Below are 19,553 nucleotides of genomic sequence, written 5' to 3' on the forward strand. Positions count from 1 at the left end.
TGTTACTCACTTCTTTGGTTAACGGTGGCCACTTGGGCTGAATGATAGAAAGCATGTTGCTGCCTGGCATACCAGACAGCACCAAATTCTGGTGCAGCCTGCGCCGGTGTCAGTCGTTGCTGCAATAGCGGATCTAAATAAGGCACCAGCTTATAAGCCAAACCACCAATCATCGAAAATCTTGGAGGTTGTAACTCAAACAGCTTATGGGCGATTTGATTAATAAAAGCGGCGCCTTGTTGCACAACCTGTAAGGCCACCGCATCGCCCTGTTCAGCAGCAGTAAACACCAGCGGCGCATAACGGGCGAAAATGGTTGGCGTCGCATGCATAAAATGGTTCACCAGATCCAAAGTGGCGCTGACCCCAACTGCTTCAGCCAGCAACTCCGTCATTAAGGTGGCTGGCGCCAGTTGATCTTTTGCCAGCAACACATGATGCAGCAGTTGCATGCCAAACCAGGCACCGCTGCCATTATCTCCGTATGGGAAACCGTGACCACCGATATCCAGAATTTTGCCTTTCACATCGGCCAGGCCACAGGACCCGGTACCAGCAATAATCACGGCACCTTCGCCGCCATTATGCGCTCCGATACAAGCAATATGCAGATCACTGGTCAAATGAAATTCGGCAAACGGATGCTGCCAGCTGGAAAATAACTGATAATAATGCGGCATATTTACGCCAGCCAAACCCGCGCCCACAATCAACTGACTGATAGCGGCAGCAGGCAAGCCCGCAGCCTGTAATGCTTGTGTGGTGGCCGTCAAAATCGATTCAGTGGCCACAGACATGCCACGTAACGGATTGGCCGGCCCACCCAACCCCTCGCCTAATAGCCGGTTATCTGCGGTGACCAGCACGACCCGGCATTTGCTGCCGCCGCCGTCAATCCCAAGAAATAAAGGCCCCTGCAGCCCTGAACTTATACTCATCCGCCACCCTCGTTGCATCACCGGCACTATCGACTCAATGTTATAATTTTTATCTTGCGGAAGCCCGCTGAAAAAATGTACATTAGGAAATTGACAGCGTTGTCATTTTTTCAGTTCAGCATATAATAATTTTGACAAATAACAAGACCCTTGTTTAAAAATCAAACTGAAATTTGTAATAAAACAACGTTAGCAAAAAAATAACCGACTGACTTCAGTGGTTTAACCTGGCAATTTCTTTAAAGTGTTGCTGGTCAAACAAGATGAAATCAGCACAACCAGCGTTGTTGCGGTGCTGTCACCAACCAATCCGGCTGGCCACTCTGTCTGTCATACCAGTGGCTTTGTGCTCTGGTGTTGACCGATAGCAACGGCCAGCCTTGTTGGAAGGTACAGTCACCAATAGCAATGGGCGCACTCTTTCGCAACAGGGGAAATCAGCATGCATAAAAAACTACTTCAGCTCAGCGTGACGCTGGCTGTACTGCAGAGTGCACCAGCATTGGCGCAAAACTTTCAGCAACAAACGCAGTTACAAGCATTTGCCACTGACAGCAGTCTGCAATTTGCCGTTGAAAGCAACTTTATGCCAGCCATGGGTTATCAGGGCCGGCTCAAATTGTCGAATCAGTCTACTGTGGCGCTGGCCGCTGGCAAAGGCAACTGGCAGATCTATCTGCATTCAGTTCGCTTGCTGCAACCGACCGAACAAGCCGGGTTAAAACTGGAACATGTGCAAGGCGATTTACACCGGTTAACCCCCACTGCCGCTTTTGCCGGTTTAGCGAAAGGTCAGCAAGTTGAGCTGCGCTATCAAGGCTCTTCTGCTGTGGTCAGTTATACCGATTTTATGCCAAGAGCATTTATCGTGGCCGGCAAGTTGCAACCCGAAATATTCCGTAATACCGATACCGAGCAACTGAGCCAGTTCGTGGCGTCATTTAACAAACCAGCGCAATTATTGCGGTATAACCAGCCCAAAGCGGATTTATTTCCGGTCGCCACTGCCGCCAGTCGTTATCAGGACAATCTGCTGCTGAGCAAAAATCCGTTGCCGGAAAATCTGCAGGATCAAATCATTCCAACGCCAAAACAACTGAGTTATGGCCGCGGTCGTACCGAAATAAACAACGATTGGAACATTGTTTATCAGGGCCGGTTAAGCAGTGAAGCCAGTTATTTACAACAGCAACTGCAACAGGCTGGGCTCACCCTGACCAGCAAAAGTGGTGTCACTGAACAACATCAGCAAAAGATTGTGTTGCTGGTGGATAGCACACTGCAAAGTGCAGAGCGTTATCAGTTGAATATTAATGCCGACAGCATTTTGATCCGTGGCGCCGACAACGCCGGGGTGTTTTATGGCTTGCAGTCATTGCTGAGTTTATTCCCGGCACAGTTGCAGACCGCTGCCGTCAGCCTGCCGCGTTTAACCGTCGATGACCAGCCGCGCTTTAGCTGGCGTGGCATGCATTATGATATGGGCCGTAATTTCCACGGCAAAGCGGTGACGCTGCGCCTCATCGAACAAATGGGGCGTTATAAACTGAATAAACTGCATCTGCACCTGAGCGAAGATGAAGGCTGGCGGCTGGAAATCCCGGGTTTACCTGAACTGACCGACATCGGCGCCCAGCGCTGTTTTGATTTAACCGAACAACAATGTCTGCTGACCCAACTTGGCACTGGCCCGCATAAATCCGGCTCGGGGAACGGCTATTACAGCAAAGAAGATTTTGTCGAAATTCTGAAGTTTGCCGCCGCCCGCCACATCGAAGTGATCCCGGAAATTGATATGCCAGGCCACGCCAGAGCCGCCATAAAATCGATGGAAGCCCGTTACCAGAAACTGAAAAAACAGGGCGATGAAGCTGCCGCAAGGCAGTATTTACTCAGTGATCCGGCCGATCAGTCCCGTTATATCACAGTTCAGAATTACACCGATAACTCGGTCAACGTCTGTCTGGATTCCAGTTACGCCTTTATTGATAAAGTGGTGTACGAATTACAGCAAATGTATCGTCAGGCCGGGCTGAAACTCAATACCTATCATATGGGTGGCGATGAAGTTGGCGTCGGCTCCTGGGCCGGCTCGCCAGCCTGTCAGGCTTTGTTTGCCAAAGGTTTACCGGCGGTTGCAGGTGTCGCCGATTTAAAACCTTATTTCGTCAGCCGGATGTCCGCGCTGCTCAGTAGCCGCGAACTGTCGCTGGCTGGCTGGGAAGACGGCCTGATGTATGATCCGGTCAACACCTTTAACCGCAACCAGTTTGCCAATAAAAACGTCATCGCCAATGTCTGGGATAACATCTGGGAATTTGGCGTCGCCGATCGGGCTTACCGGCTGGCGAATAACGGTTATCAGGTGGTGTTATCCCACGGCACTCATCTGTATTTTGACCATCCTTATGAAACCCATCCGGAGGAGCGTGGTTATTACTGGGCGACCCGTTTTACCGATGCCCGTCGCGTGTTCAGCTATATGCCGGATGATGTCTATGCCAACGCTGATACCACCCGCTCCGGCGAAGTGATCTCTGATTTGGAAGCTTTGGTAGGCCGTGCTTTACCGGCACTGGAAAAACCGGAAAACATTCTGGGGATCCAGGGGCAGGTCTGGTCCGAAACCATCCGTACGGCTGAGCAACTGGAACAAATGGTATACCCAAGATTATTGCCGCTGGCAGAACGTGCCTGGCATAAAGCGCATTGGGAAGGTGCCCAACCTGATGTCAGCCGCCGGGAAGCGCAATGGCAACAGTTTGCGACTTTACTCAGTCAACGAGAATTACCGAAACTGGCCAAAGCCGGCGTCCAGTTCTATTTGCCACCACCAGGAGCGGTGTTGCAGGATGGCGAATTAACAGCCAATGTTGCTTATCCGGGCTTGCGCATCGAATATAGTCTGGATCAGGGCCAAAGCTGGCTTAGTTATCCGGCTGAGGGTGTGAAAGTGCAGGTTTCGGGTCTGTCCGGTGGCAAAGTTCTGCTGCGGACCAAAGGTCCGGCCGGTAATACCAGCCGGGTGACCAGCACTGATTAACGGGTGACACGACCACTATCTCAGCTTTGTCATCCGCAAAGCTGAGATAGAAGGCCAGCAGAGGCTTGGTTGTTTGCCGTGCCAATGGCAGCAATTTTATCCTCAGCGCGACTGGTAGCCAGCCAATATTTGTTCCATCACAGTGGTCGCTCGGATTGCCTTGGTACCGGTGGAGGGATGTTCGATATCGCCAGTCAGATGTGCGGCGATATTGGCAGCATGATACTGCTGAATATGCTTCGGGTTGGCGATGCTGAGTTGTTCTTCGCCGCTGGCAGTGATCAACCGCAGCGGTTGCTCGTCAAACACCGAAAAACAAATTTTGCCAAGCTTACCAATGATTTCTACCTGATCGCGCCGTTCAAAAGCAGCAAAATTCCAGTATCCGGCGCCAGTCGCCTGACTACCATCCGCTTGGGCTGCAAACAACCAGTGGGCAGTCACCGCATCTTCGGCCGGGTATAACCCTTGCTGATTCACTGCAGTACCTTGCACTGCACTGATATCCCCTAACAAATACATCAGCAGATCCAGGCCATGGCTGGCTAAATCAACAAAATAACCGCCCCCCGCCAGCACAGGATCAAGCCGCCAATTCGGCTGACCATCGGCATCGGCCGGATTCAGCGTCCGGCTAAAATTCCATTGCACATGCCGCACCGGACCAATTCGACCTTGTTGCAACCATTGCTGCACCTGGCGAAATCTGGGTAAGGAGCGACGGTAATAAGCAACAAATAACGGCAAGTTAGCCGCCTGAAAAGCATCAATCATCTGCTGACATTGTAAAGTATTGAGTGCCATCGGTTTTTCTACGCAGCAAATTTTACCGGCAGCCGCAACTTTTAACGCGTACGCCAGATGGCTGTCTGGCGGCGTGGCAATATAAATGGCATCAATGGCTGGATCATCAATCAGCGCCTGCGCATCGGTCGTCCAGCGGGCAATCTGATGACGGGCAGCATAATCAGCGGCTTTGGCAGCATCACGTCGCATTACCATGTCGACCACAAAGCCTTCAGTCTGCTGATACGCGGGCCCGCTTTTGACTTCAGTGACAGCACCACAGCCAATAATGCCCCAGCGGATCACAGGTGCAGCATTCATATTCACTCCTTTGTTAACAAGGTTTCATGCTGGTTTGGCTCCAGACTCCGACCTGCAGGCCAGCACTTGGCCACAGAAAATAACAGAAAACAGCGGATAAAGGCAGCAAGCCAAATCGCACAACTGTCACCAGCTATTGCCGCCATCCATCGGGTTCAGATGGATGCGCCAGACGTCGTTGCCGGGTAGATAAAAAAACAGGACACTGTGAAACACAGTATCCTGCAAAAGACCCTTGGATTAAGGATTGGCAAATAAAACACAACGTCCCTGTTAACTGGTCAGTCTCAGGCACCAACTACAATACGCTGAGTCTGAGCGGGCAACCTATGCACAAAGCCAGTAATCCTTATGCATAGTTGCAGCAAATCGACAGCCAGGACGGGTTCGTCACCAAGCCCGCATTGATATGTTGCTTGCACCCTGTACAGAATACTAACAATTAATGACAACGCTGTCACTAGCCAAACACAGATTTTATCCGCTGTTTTTTTGTGCTGCGCTGAACGCAACTGCAAGAGTTTTTTATTGTTACAAGAATGGTTCTCAGTATGTTGTCAAGCACGTCATGCTGATGATTTGCCTATTGACTCAATTGCCACAGCAGCCATCTTTTTGTTGACTTCACTGTACTGAAGCGCCCTTTCGCAGGTGCGCAATTGCTGAACAATTTCTTGCCAGTTGCGGTGGCATCACTGCGCGATGGCAGCGCCAGGTTGCTGTGGCAACATTTCAAATTCACAACCATATTGCTGCAGTCTGCCGCCTAACTCGACATCTTCACCACCCAACTGCAAAACCACTCAGCAAATCCGCCGCACTGACGAAACACCTCAATCCAGCAAGAAACATGCCCAGAGCAGCAGCGCTCTCGCCGCAATGATCAGCGAGCTATGTTGTAAAATTACTTAAGTAACGCAGTTTCAGGTAAATTTTCGACAATGTAATTTTTTTATTAAATAACCAAAAGATTTTCATTCGGATTCGTAAAAAATTCTGCATAACAATGAAATTAAAGTAGTTTTACATGGAGGTTTGCAGTGAGCAGAAGCTTCAAAACTGGTATTTCGGTAGTAATTCCAACCTACAACCGTCGTGATTTGATCAAAAAAACTTTACAGCAACTTTGCCAACAAACACTGGCTTCGCAGCTGTTCGAAGTCATAGTGGCGGATGATGGTTCAACGGATAACAGTAAAGAGGTGATTCTGTCTTTCCAGCACCTTATAGCGCTTAAATATGTGTATCAGCCGGATCGCGGTTTTAGAGTTGCACAGGCACGAAATCTGGCGTTGAAACAGGCCGAGTTCGAGTGCGTACTTTTTATTGACGCAGGCGTATTAATCGCCGCAGATTGCCTGGAGCAGCATTTTCAGGCTCATCAGCGACAACAAGCTGAAGTCTTCATCGGTTTTTGTTATGGTTTTCAGGAATATCCACCCGTCAGTCAGCAACAAAAACAGGCCCTGTTTGACCAACCCGATGTGTTTGCGGATGTAACCCAGCTGCAGCCTTATATAGATTGTCGGCAACCCTACTTCGCCAGTCGCAATTTTAGCTGCAAAGGTTTGCGCGAACCCTGGTTACTGTTTTGGACCTGTCATGCCTCCTGTCGGACTGCCCAACTGTTTCAGATTGGCGGTTTTGACGAGCACTTTACCAGTTGGGGTGGCGAAGATGTTGAACTGGCACTGCGTCTGCAACAAGTTGGAGCCAGATTTGAAGTGCTGCCAACGGCTCATGCGATCCATTACCCGCACGATAAAGATGCCGAAGCAACCAGCAAGAGTTCCAGTCAGAACATCCGGTATATCCACCAAAAACATTGCACTCTGGCAACTTATCTATTGTTACAGGAAGTGCACTGGCAGCAAATCCTGCAGATCTGCACGCAGCCTGAAGTAGCCCCCGGCAATTACTTGCTTTGTCAGTCATAAAGCAACTCATCAACATCACTTTTGATCCCTGCATTTAATTTTATGGAGTAGTCGTAATGTCTGACCACGTCAAAGCCACAGCTTGCAACAAAAATGACATCGCTGTCATTGGTATGTCCTGCCGACTACCGGGCGCAGTTGCGTCCCCAGCACAACTGCACCAGTTTTTGCTCGCTGGTGGGAATGGCATTACTGATATCCCGCCGGAACGCTGGGATATATCGGCATTTTATTCTGCCGACCGCGATGCCCCGGGCAAAATGTATGTCCGCCGCGGCGGCTTCCTGCAAAATTTAACTGGCTTTGATGCCGCTTTTTTTGGCATTTCCCCCAAAGAGGCGCCCTATATCGACCCACAACATCGCTGGTTACTGGAAACCAGTTATGAGGCATTACAAGATGCCGGTTTGGATGTATTAGCGCTAAAAGGCTCGGACACTTCAGTGTATATCGGCCAGTTTATGCATGATTTTGAACAGATCCAGTTGGATGCACTGGCGCATGACAATATTTCTTCCCATTCTTCCACCGGTTCTTCGATGACCCTGACGGCGAACCGCATTTCCTACAGTTTCGATTTTAAAGGTGCGAGTCTGACGCTGGATACTGCTTGTTCATCATCACTGGTGGCGCTGGATTTGGCTTGTAAAAGTATTCTGAATGGCGACAGCCAACTGGCACTGGCCGGTGGCGTCAATCTGTTATTAAGGCCGGAACTAACGGTGTCGATTTGCAAAGCATCGATGTTGTCACCCGATGGTTATTGCAAAAGCTTTGATGCTTCTGCCAACGGTTATGTCCGCAGTGAAGGGGTGGCCGTGGTGGTGCTGAAACGGCTCGCTGACGCAATCAGCGATGGAGACAAAATACAGGCCGTGATCAAAGCCAGTGGCGTCAACCAGGATGGCCAGACCAGCGGGATCACAGTCCCAAATGGCAAAGCACAACAGGCTTTACTGGAGAAAACCCTGGCACAGGCCGGTTTGAGCGGCGCCGATATCGATTATGCCGAAGCGCATGGCACTGGCACTGCAGTTGGCGATCCGATTGAAGTGAATGCGCTGGGTCAGGCATTAGGCCGGGCTGGTGGTCGCTCGAAGGATAGGCCCTGTCTGATCGGTTCAGTGAAAAGCAATATTGGCCATACGGAACCCACTGCAGGTTTAGCCGGCTTGATTAAAACCATTCAGGCCATGAACGATGGCATGATCCCTGCCAATTTGCATTGCCAGCAATTGAACCCGGCGATCCAGCCAGAGTTGCTGAATATCCAGATTGTCACAACCAATACCGCTTGGCCGTCTCAGCCAGGTCAGCCACGGCGGGCTGTGGTCAATTCTTTTGGTTTTGGTGGCACCAACGCCAATGTTGTATTGGAGCAAGCCCCAGAGCAAGTGTTTGCCAGCGCGCCAGTTCAGCCTATGCTGCAGCTTTATCTGACGGCACGGCAGGAGTCGGCGTTGCCAGCACTCTGTCAGGCTTATCTGCAGCGACTGGAAACCGTCAGTGCCGAACAACTGGCGGACTTTTGTGTCAATAGCGCCCGACGCCGCAGCCACTACCGCCATCGACTGGTGGTCTGTGGGTATAATAAACAGGAACTGCAACAAGGGCTGGCTGCGGCATTGCAGCAAAGCCCTCATCCTGCGCTGGTGAAAGGCCAAAGTCGCTGGCACAGCAAGGAGCCTGTGGCCTTGGTATTTTCTGGCATGGGCACGACCTGGCCGGGGATGGCGCGCCAGCTCTATCAGCATGAACCGGTATTCCGCCACGAAATTGACCGGGTCGAACAGGCGTTATTCCCACTAACCGGCTGGTCACTGACGGCGGTTATGTTTGCGACCGAGCAACCAGAACTGATTATGGAAACAGAATACGCCCAACCGGCAATATTTGCTGTCCAGATAGGTCTGGTTGCCCTGTTACAACAGCGTGGCGTCCGGGCCGCTGCCATGACAGGACATAGCGCCGGTGAAGTGGCGGCCAGCTATTGTGCGGGCTTATACAGTTTCGCTGATGCCATCCAGATCTTGTATCACCGCAGTCATTTGCAACAACAAACATCAGGCCTGGGTACGATGTTAGCGGTCGCCATGTCCGAAGCTGAAGCCAATGCTTTATGTCAGCAGTACAGCGGCCTGATTTCAATTGCAGCCATTAACAGTGCACAAGCGATCACCTTGTCAGGAGATAGTGAAATCTTAGCGCAAATTGCTGTCACTCTTGATCAACAAGGCCAGTTTGCCCGGTTACTACCGGTTGCTGTGCCATATCACAGCCCAGTGATGGACAGACTGACGGCACCACTACTCGACGCACTGGCAGGACTGACGCCTCAGGCTCCACATACGGCATTGTATTCCACGGTCACCACAGCCCAGGCGGTCTGGCAAGAATGGCAAGCCGGCTATTGGGTGAAAAACGTCCGCGATCCGGTGTATTTCAGTCAGACCATTCGCAATATTCTCAATGACGGTATCAGTTGCTTTATCGAAGTTTCACCACACACAGTGCTCAGTCACGCCATCCGGGAAATTGCTGGCAGCGAAGAATGTCAGATCATCCCTCTGCAAAAACGCAATGAAGACAGCTTGTTGCGGTTTAACTGCGGCATAGCAGAATTATATTGTGCCGGCCTCACAACTCCGCACCAGCAACAGCTGGCTTCGGATCCGGGGGTCAGTTTGCCTGGTCAGCCATGGCAGCATCAGCCTTACTGGATAGAGCAAGCCGAAGTGCAGCAGGCTCGTATTTTCAACAAGCTGCCACAAGACGCTTTTTACCCGGAAAGCTTCCCACTGCTGGGTTGTCAGCTCATCAGTCAGCAACAGGTCTGGCAGCATAAAATCAATCTGCAACAGCACAGTTATTTACGCGGCCATCAAATCCATGGCGATTTGGTCTATCCGGGCGCAGCTTATATTGAAGCCGGCTGCCAATTGATACAACAACAGCAATCCTGGCCAATATGGATACAACACATTGAATTTAATAAGGCTTTATATCTGGGTGACTCTACACAAAAATTGGAAACCCGCTATGATCCGGACAGTCGGCACATCCGGATTTTTGCCCTGCATAACACAGAATGGCAGTTACACAGCCAGATGCATGTGCAGACGGGACACCACACGCCGCTTGCTGCCGTGATAGATTTAGCGACGTTAAAACAGCAGGCCAACCGGCACTGGCAAGCTGATGAATTTTACCAGCACTGTCATCAATTAGGCATGCAATATCAGCATCAGTTTCAAACCGTTCGCCAGATCTGGCAACGGGATAACCAGATCCTGGCAGAGTTGCAACTGCATCAACCCACTGACGATATGCTGATGCCACCAACCTTACTGGATGGCGTATTCCAGAGCTTCTTTTGCACTGTGCAGCAGGCTTACCTGCCTGTTGGGATCGGTGAAATTATTCTGTTCCGGCCCCTGCCGTCTCACTGCTACAGCCTGATGCAGGTTGTTTACGATCAGACCGGGCAGCCCTGTGGAGAAATCAGTATTATCGACGATGCTGGGGTGCAACTGGCACAACTTCGCCGTATCCGGCTGACCGCATACCATGCCGACAGGGTACAACAGCAACCTGAGCTGAGTTATCGTTATCAGTGGCAAGCGGTGACGGACTTGGCACTGAGCAGCGCCGAACCGCTGGCCAGTCTGTTGTTGCACCATGGCACCGCAGCTGAGCTGCAGCTTCTCAAGGCATTGCAACAAAGCGGTGCTGAAATCAACGCGATCAATATGGCAACGGCACAGGCCAGCGCGGCCGCCACTGTACTGCAGCCTTATGTAAGTTCGACCCAGCGTTTAATTTTCAGCCAACTGGGTAACACAGTATTGCCACCTGAACACAGCATAGGCGTTACTGCTTTATCGGCCATCTTCGTCCCCACAGTGCAGTGGTTGCAGGCGATCCAACAGTTAGCCTGGACCAGTGTGCCGGAACTGTTGTTACTGACGACGCAGGCCTGGCAACTGGCAGAAAACGCCGAAGTACAACCTGTCCAAACCGCCTGGTGGGGCCTGGGTCGGGTGTTTGCTGCGGAAAATCCGCAATTTCGCAGCAGTTTACTCGATGTTGCCGATTGCTCTGCCGCTGCGATACCGGCATTGGCACAGCTGCTGCAACAACCACTGCCGGCTGCTGAACTGGCATGGCAACAGGGACAACTCTACAGCCACCACCTGGAGGTGTTTAGGCCTCAAACGGTACAACAGGACAAGTTACTGTTGTTACCGGCCACAACGGCCACTGTGCCTTACCGCTATCAACCAGTGGCCGATCGCTGGCTGGCAATCCAATGTCCTGCGCAGACAGAGCCGCAATCACTGCAAGTCAGTCGCATCGGTGGCCGCGGCGCAGCATTGACAGCGCACAACGGTCGTTTATTGTATCTGGCTTCTGATCCGCAGGCTCAGCCACATCTGGTCATCGCCAGTGCCGGCATTTGCAGTCAGTTGCCTGCTCAACAATTACAGTGTGCCCTCAGCGCAACACAACTATGTACAGTGCAACAACAATTTGCTGCCATCCAGACGGCACTGCAACTGGTCGCTCCTGTCATCCAACAACAGCCAGCCCATCTGCTGTTTTATGCTCCGGGCTCAGCCGGTGAACTGGTTGCGCTGCATTATGCCGCCAGCATAGTGCCACATGTCACAGTCATCACGAACACAGATCTGCCAACTGGACAACTGCCCGCTCACTGCTGTGTCCTGCCCATGGATCAGATAATGCCGGCCAGCGTTGACTTGCTGATTTGTGGGGCGGGCAGCAGTCTGCCATCATCACTCTTGCTGGCTGTCCAGCCAGAAGGCGCCATCTTGCATAACAGCGGGTTGTCCTTGCCTGCCAATGCAGTCAGCGTATTACACCCGTCCTTGCAGCCATTAAAAGCATTGGACAGTAACCACTATTGCAGCTTGATCGCGGACTTAATACAAAGACTGCAAACCCAGCACGCAGATGACACAGCCAATAATATCAGTCCAATCTCAGCAGATCTGCCACCAGCGCAACTGCCACGCAGCTTACAGCTGCAGCAGGATTATCAACTCTGTTTGGGCGACACCGGCCCGCTTTATCAGCAGTTGCCAGCCGAAACCAATTATCGCGCAGGCAGTTACTTAATTACTGGCGGACAGGGCGGCATCGGGCTGGCAGTCGTCGATTTTCTGCTGCAACAACAGGCTGCCGTTATCTTCGTCAGTGGCCGTGGCGAGATCCAGCCGGCACTGGCCAGCAGAATAGCCCAGGCGGCACCAGGCCAAATTCGCTATCTGCAGGCTGATATCAGTCAATCAGCTCAAGTCAGCACCATGTTCCAGCAGATCCAGCAACAACAACTGCCGCTACGCGGGGTTTATCATTCGGCCGGAGTGCTGGCAGATACCCTGTTTGACCAGTTGGATGAACCACGATTATTGCAAGTTCTGGCCCCCAAAGTGCTCGGCAGCTGGCATCTGCATCTGGCCACCCGCCATCTGGCGCTGGATTTCTTTATCTGCTTTTCTTCGATAGCTGCGGTACTGGGCTGGCCCGGCCAGGCGAACTATGCCATGGCCAATGCCTTTATGGATGGCTTATGCAACTGGCGTCGGCAACAAGGCTTGCCAGCGCTGTCCATTAACTGGGGGCCATGGGCTGAAGCCGGGATGGCAGCCGGTTTGGCGCAGCAGGAATTAACCCGGATGGCGCAAGCCGGAATGACACCATTGCAGACCGCCACTGCCATTCAGCAGCTGCATGCTGTCAGCCAGATTGCCACTGCACAAGTGGGTATTTTTGCACAGAACTGGGATCAACTGAGCACATTTGTGCCGACACCGAGTAAAACCCCGGTTTATCAAACACTGCTCAGCCACCCCCAGCAGACCCAAGAGCAGGATATCTGCCTGCAACTAAGTCAGGCCAGCACTGAAGAACGTCAGCTCATCCTGCAGCAACAAATTGCGCAAGGCCTGGCGACGGTATTAGGGATGACGGACAGCAGTGGACTGGATCCCGACTGTAGCGTCTTTGATTTTGGCCTGAATTCGCTGATGGCGATGGAACTGAAAAACCGCTTACAACCTTTATCTGCAGTGCAACTGCCAGCTTCACTGGTGATGAAACACAACACCATCCGCAAACTAACTAGCTTCATCAATGATTTATACCTGAATGCGCTGCAAAGTCTGGATACGGTGTCAGCTGAGCAACAGATTAAGGTGAGCTTATGAGCATCGAAGCACTGATCCAGGATTGCCGGTTGCAAGGCATTTCACTGACGCTGGGCCCGGATGATCAACTGGATTTACACGCCAAAACCACGCCAGCGGCCGCATTGCTTAGCAGATTAAAACAGCATAAACCGCAGTTGATCCGCTATCTGCAGGAACTGAAAATTGTCCAACTGGAACAAGCACTGGCCGAGCCAGTGCCGAAACTGGACCCATGGCAACAAGCTGTACTGTCGTTCCAGCAAGAACGAATGTGGCTGCTGGAACAACTGCAAGCGGGTGCGACTGAATACAATCTGAGCCGCGCTTTTCTGCTGCAAGGTTCGCTGCACCATACAGCTTTGGCGCAGGCACTGACTTATCTGGCTCATTTTCACCCGATATTTCGGACCCGTTACCACCTGCACCACGACTTACCCAGCCAGCAGTTGGCTGAGCACAGCCATTTTCAGTTACGTCAGCTGGATTTGTCGATGGCAGGTGCCGACCAACAGCAACAATGCCAGCGCTTGTTGCAAACTGAAGCTGAACAGCCATTTATGCTTGGCGTAGATAGTTGCTTTCGAGCCTTATTAATCCGACTGGCTGCGGATCAGTATATCTTCAGTATCACCTTGCACCACATCAGTGCTGATGGCTGGTCGGTTGCCATCCTTTGCCAGCAAATAACTGAATTATATCGACAATTTATCAACGGGCAATGCCCCCAATTGACACCGCCCTCCTGCGATTATGCTGATTTTGCCAGTTGGCAACGGCAGCGGCTTAGCACAGAGCGGGTGGCCCCCTTGGTGCGCCGCTGGCAGCAACGACTGGCTGATGCGATACCCAATCTGACCTTTCCGCCCGATCAGCCAAGATCACAGCAGCCAGATCGGCAAGCAGCAGTATTCCAGCAACAATTTTCGACCGAACAATGGCGACACATCAGCGAGTTTGCCCGTCGCTGTGCAGTCTCCCCTTTTGTGGTGCTGTATAGTGCTTTTAGTCTGCTGTTGGCGCGTTATAGTGGCTGTGACGATGTATTAACCGGCACTACCCTGGCGAACCGGGACCACCCACAATTGCAAACGCTGGTTGGTTATGTTGCGAACACTGTCGTGCTACGCAGCCGGATCGATCCACTGCAAAATTTCCGCCAGTTACTGACTCAGGCGAGCGAAGTGGTCAGCAGCGCTTTTAGTGACGGTCACCTGCCTTTTGAGCAGTTACTGGACCACCTGGCAGTGACCAGACAACAGCATCAACCGCCGTTGTTTAATGTGATGCTGGTACTGCATAACATGAAACCAGTGTTACCGGAACTGGCGCACATCGCTATCACGCCAGTAGCACAGCAGTACCGGCAAGCCCGTTATGATCTGGCGCTGGATATCTGGCAGCAAGCCGATCATCTGCAGTTGGAATGGGAATATGCGACTGCCTTGTATCAACCAGAGCGCATCGCTCAGATCGCCAGCGATTTTCAGTATTTGCTGCAGCAACTGCTTAAGCACGATCAGCAGCCATTGGCCACAATACCTCTGCTTGATGCGACTGCGGTTGCTCAGTACCAGCGCAACTGGCAGGGACCACAGGCCGCTGTTTTTGCGCAAGGAAGTGTTGTGAGCCAGTGTTTAAGCCAAGCTCTGCGCGCACCTCAACAGATTGCAATCCAGGCTGGCGACATCCGGCTGAGTTATCAGGAGTTGGCACAACAAGTCAACAATTATGCCGCCGCACTGGCAGCTTTGTTACCACAGCCTGGTCAAATTATCGGCGTTTATTGTCAGCGCCATGCCCAGTTGCCTATCCTTTTGCTGGCCATCTGGCAAAGTGGCCATGCCTACCTGCCACTGGACCCGGCCTACCCGACGGCCAGGCTGGCGCATATGGTCAACGATAGTCAGGCAGCGCTGTTATTAACTGACGACGATTTGTTGGCGCAAGCGGCATTACTGACGTCGAAGGTGCTGAGTTGGTGTCAGTTATCACAGCTGCCAAAAGCAGCATGCCCGGCAATCAATGCTGACGCTCTGGCTTATGTTATCTACACTTCAGGTTCAACCGGACTGCCAAAAGGGGTCCAACTTAGCCAGGCTGCAGTGGCGAATTTCTTACAAGCCATGGCCAGTCGATTACAGCTCACAGCGACCGATCATTTGCTGGCCGTCACGTCGATTTCTTTTGATATTCATGTGTTAGAACTGTTTTTACCTTTATTATCAGGTGCCCGTTTAACCCTGGCTTCGCAGGATCCACAGCAATTGCTGCGCTTGCTGCAACAGGATGTCAGCATAATGCAGGCCACCCCGACCAGTTGGCAAATGCTGCGCGATTTTGGCTGGCAGCCGGCGGCAGATTTACAAGTGTTGTCAGGCGGAGAAGCACTCCACGCCGCATTACTGGCTTTTTTTCTGCAGCATCAGGTGCGGATCTGGAATATGTACGGCCCGACGGAAACCTGTGTCTGGTCTGCAATGGCTCTTTTAACACCAGACAGCCAAATCCATCTTGGTCAACCTATTGACAATACAGGATTATATCTGCTGGATCGGCACCAGCAATTAGTGCCGGCGGGGGTTTGCGGCGAACTTGCTATCACGGGTGCCGGCCTGGCAATCGGCTATCTGAATCAGCCCGCCCTGACAGCAAAGAAATTTATTCAGTTGCAACTGCCAGGGCAGCAACAATGCCGCGCTTATCTGACGGGTGATTTAGCGAGAATCGATGCTCAGGGCAAGCTGTGTTACCTCGGCCGCGCTGACAACCAAATTAAATTACATGGTCACCGCATCGAAACCGGCGAAATTGAAAACTTATTGTGCGAAATGGCAATGGTCAGTGCCGCCGCAGTGTTGTTTAATGCTGCCGAGCAACGGCTGTATGCTTTCGTCCAGACAGCGGCGGCTGGATCCGCAGAGTTGCCGGCACAACTGCTGCACTATTTGCAACAACGGCTGCCTGCATTTATGCTGCCTGCTCAGATCCAACTGCTGGCTGCATTTCCGCAGACACCGAACGGCAAAACCGACAGAAAGGTACTGCAACAACTGCTCAGTCAGTTGCCTGCACCTGCAGTTGCATCAAATCATGATCTGAGCGCCTATCCGGCAGTTTTAGTCGGGTTGTGGCAAGAACAACTGGGATTAACCCAGTTTGATCCCAGTCAGTCATTTTTTGCCCTGGGTGGGAACTCCATTCGTTTTGTCACCCTTATTGCCAAGTTAAAACAACAGACTGGGCTGGATTTGCCCATCCGTCAGTTGCTGGCCGATCCATCCCTGAGCAACCTCGCCGCCGCCCTGCACAATGCGGAGGCTGACGTCAGGGTGGAGCTGACCCTGGCTGCGGATCTGCCACAACAGCCCAACTGGCAGCATGCGCCTATTGCAGTGCCAAGCCTGCCGAACAGACGCAGTCTGCTGCAACGTGGCGGCAGTCAGCACTTTTGGGTCGTCAATCAGACGATAGTGCTGGAAGATCCTGCGCAGAACATCAGTTTTGCCCTGATCTGTCAGACGATCCAGACCCTGTGCGCTCATCACCCGGCACTGCGCAGCCGTTTCAGCGCTGACTTCAACACGGAACAGATCGTCGACCTGCGCACTTTATTCAGTGCTGAGCTTTGTTTTGATCTATCTGGCAGCGACAGTCTGGCTACAGCGGAACAGGTGCTGCGGCAAACCCTGGCCCAGATGGCTGGCAGTCCGCAACTGTTCCGGTTGTTTTATCTGCGGCAGCAGCAACAGGTATTGCTGGTGCTGAGTTTGCATCATGCAATTTTTGATGGTTTTAGCATGGAGGTGCTGGCCAGAAACTTTCAGCAGGTGCTGGCCGCCAGACTGGCGCAGCAAAACAGCGTTTGGTTAGCCGCTGATCCTTATCTGCAATTTGTTCAGCAGTATCAAGATTATTTCAGCAATCTGGACAGTACGCAGCTACAAAACTCGGCTGAACTGCAATTCTGGCTCAGCCTTGGCCGGATCCCGGTTCGCCGGTTATTCAGTGAATCTGCGATCCTGCGTGCCAATATTCCTCGCCATCACCGCAACCAGAGCCGGTTCCTGGCGCCAGCCCTGACCGAGCGCTTGCAAGCGGTCGCGGCGGCCCGGCAACTGCCTGAAGACTGTCTGCATACAGGCGCCCTGGTGCATGCACTGGCGCGGGTCTTTGCGCTGGATGCCGTCAGCCTGGAACTGTCCAACTTTAACCGGCTGCAGAGTTTTATTCATTGTCCGACGGATGGCATCTTTGGCTATCTGGTATCGCCTGTGCCGCTGGTGATCAACGCCACCGACAGCCAGCATAGTCTGAGTGCTGCCACAGCCTGCCAGCGCTTTTTGCAACAAGCCCCCCATCATGGGGTGGGTTATGCCGGCTTACGGCAGTACTGCCAGGATCCGCTGATCCAGCAACAACTGGCCACCCTGCCAACGCCGGAATTTATTTTTAACTTCCAGGCACAACTGAACCGCCAGCAACATACCGGGATGTCAACTACAGCGACAGATCCGGCACTGGAACAACTGCGGCAGTCGATCCCCCTAGTACTGACAGATGCCGACATGAGCAGTGCGCACGCCATCTACATTTCGACGTCTTATGAACAGCAACAACAACAAGTATTTGTGGGTTACAGCGGGCAGTTATTCAGTGAGCCGCAAATCACCCAGCTAATTGACCACTATCTGAAAAATCTGGAGGAAATGCTTCAATGAAAAAAACCTTATTCGCACTGCTGTTGAGCTGCAGCCTGCCACTGCTGGCCAGCCCGCAAGCGTATTTTGCTGCCGATGGTTATCAGCAGCAGGATTTTTATGCGCAGACGCTGCAATTGCCTGCGCCAGCATACACAGCATTGGTGCAACTGGAACAACAGCTGCGACAGCAGCAACAACAGCGGCAGACAGCGCAGTTGTTCAGCATCGCCTATCTGGAACAGAGTCAGCAGACGCCAGTGATTATGTTAAACGCCTTGTTCCATTTGCAACAATCGTTGCTGGCAACACGCGGCAATCCGGCTGAGCAACTGGAACACAGTATCCTAGCACTGTATTTTCTGGAGCGCGCGATACAACTGGGAGAAACAAGTGCCTGGTTGCAACATAGCCGCCAGCAGTTGGCGCGTTTACTCAATCAGCGTTTGCATTATCAGCAGTTGCATGCCAGCGAAACTTCGTCTGCGCATCGTTTTTTTCATGATGCATTTAATCGCAATCCACAGCATGCGGCGCTGGCCACTCGCAAACTGACTGAATACTTTTTAGTCGACCCCGCCAATGTGATGACACTCACCCTGCTGTCGGCCGCTCAGCTCTGGTTGGGTGGTGAAGCTGCAGCAGACGATCCGTCCACCCATCAGCATTTTGTGCTGGCCGCCTTTTACAGCAGCCGGGCTATTTTACTCGCCGAGGAATTGGAAAAAGCGGCTGTGGCAACACCAGCGCAGGTCAAACCAATGCGACTGGCGTCCATTCTGGGGAGTTGGTCTTATTTACCTCGCCGCTGGCTCAGTCAGCTGCATCAACAGCCGACTGGCAACGAGGTTCTGGAAACAGAACAACAGCAATGGTTTGGCATTAATCCAGGCTTTCATTCGGTTGTGATGGCCTCAAGCTATTTCGCCGAGCCTGCGAACTTTATGCGCGGTTTTGCTTATTTAATGCAAGGCATGCAGCAGTGTAATCAGAACATAAACTTCCACAGTTGCAATGATCATCCGAGATTTTCATTTAACCGGCTGGTGTTTGTGCAAAATGTCATCGATTACGCGATCAAAGCTGGCGACTTTAACACTGCCGGTATGTTACTGAATGCCAGATACTGGCCAGACTTTCATTTTGACGAGTGGACCTCTGGCCATCAGCAGTGGGCGCTGCGTGAAACCAACATGGCTGAATTACATCACAGCTGGAACACGCCACAGCGCAGTGATGACGCCGATTATGCAATCAACCGGCAAAGACGATGGGGGCTGGATACGATGACCTGTCAGACCTGCCACCAGCAGCAACAACGGCAGTGGAGCGACGAACAGCAACAGGCACAACCGCAGCCTTCGGTCGCAATTTTACCCTACTGGCCAGCGATCAGCACAGGCTGGATTGGCAGCAAACCAGCGGTCAATTGCAGCAAGATCCCGCTCTGGCGCAGCAACATGGTGTATCGCCAGGATGATAGGGTGATCTATCAGCATGCGATATACCAGGCAAAATGGTGGACCCAAGCCGAAAAACCGGTGCGCTCAGTCCAATATGATGTCTGGAATTTTGTCGATTTCTGCCAGCAAGGCAGTGTGCGCTAACCTACAGGAACC

The 19,553-nt window shown here is 52.1% G+C and carries 7 protein-coding genes; 5 read left to right on the plus strand and 2 right to left on the minus strand.

Annotated elements, in window-relative coordinates; genetic code table 11:
• Positions 1–2: 2 nt before the first annotated feature.
• Positions 3–938 (minus strand): N-acetylglucosamine kinase, encoded by a 936-nt coding sequence (nagK, locus tag AC53GJ_RS18320; protein ID WP_496729833.1) that lies wholly within the window; start codon positions 936–938, stop codon positions 3–5.
• Positions 939–1,380: 442 nt separating this feature from the next.
• On the opposite strand from nagK, the gene AC53GJ_RS18325 reads away from it, so the two are divergent.
• Complete coding sequence (locus tag AC53GJ_RS18325) at positions 1,381–3,981, plus strand: beta-N-acetylhexosaminidase (protein WP_496729834.1); 2,601 nt, start codon at positions 1,381–1,383, stop codon at positions 3,979–3,981.
• 102 nt (positions 3,982–4,083) lie between these two features.
• Here AC53GJ_RS18325 and AC53GJ_RS18330 read toward each other — a convergent pair whose 3' ends face one another.
• Entirely contained in the window at positions 4,084–5,088 is a 1,005-nt protein-coding gene (locus AC53GJ_RS18330; RefSeq protein ID WP_496729835.1) for a Gfo/Idh/MocA family protein, read from the minus strand.
• 1,040 nt (positions 5,089–6,128) lie between these two features.
• Between AC53GJ_RS18330 and AC53GJ_RS18335 the strand changes: the two genes are divergently transcribed.
• Genes AC53GJ_RS18335 through AC53GJ_RS18350 form a run of 4 tightly spaced genes read left to right on the plus strand, consistent with a single transcriptional unit; the run spans position 6,129 to position 19,541 of the window.
• Entirely contained in the window at positions 6,129–7,025 is an 897-nt protein-coding gene (locus AC53GJ_RS18335; RefSeq protein ID WP_496729836.1) for a glycosyltransferase, read from the plus strand.
• 56 nt (positions 7,026–7,081) lie between these two features.
• On the plus strand, positions 7,082–13,255 hold the full coding sequence (locus AC53GJ_RS18340) for a type I polyketide synthase (protein ID WP_496729837.1): 6,174 nt from the start codon (positions 7,082–7,084) through the stop codon (positions 13,253–13,255).
• Positions 13,252–17,955, plus strand: coding sequence for an amino acid adenylation domain-containing protein (locus AC53GJ_RS18345; RefSeq protein ID WP_496729838.1), 4,704 nt, complete (start codon positions 13,252–13,254; stop codon positions 17,953–17,955). Before AC53GJ_RS18340 ends, AC53GJ_RS18345 begins: the two co-directional genes overlap by 4 nt.
• Positions 17,952–19,541 (plus strand): carbohydrate-binding protein, encoded by a 1,590-nt coding sequence (locus AC53GJ_RS18350; protein WP_496729839.1) that lies wholly within the window; start codon positions 17,952–17,954, stop codon positions 19,539–19,541. The genes AC53GJ_RS18345 and AC53GJ_RS18350 overlap by 4 nt, the downstream gene beginning before the upstream one ends.
• The last annotated feature ends 12 nt before the right edge of the window (positions 19,542–19,553 follow it).

The organism is Rheinheimera sp. B2H12 (genome assembly GCF_059620065.1).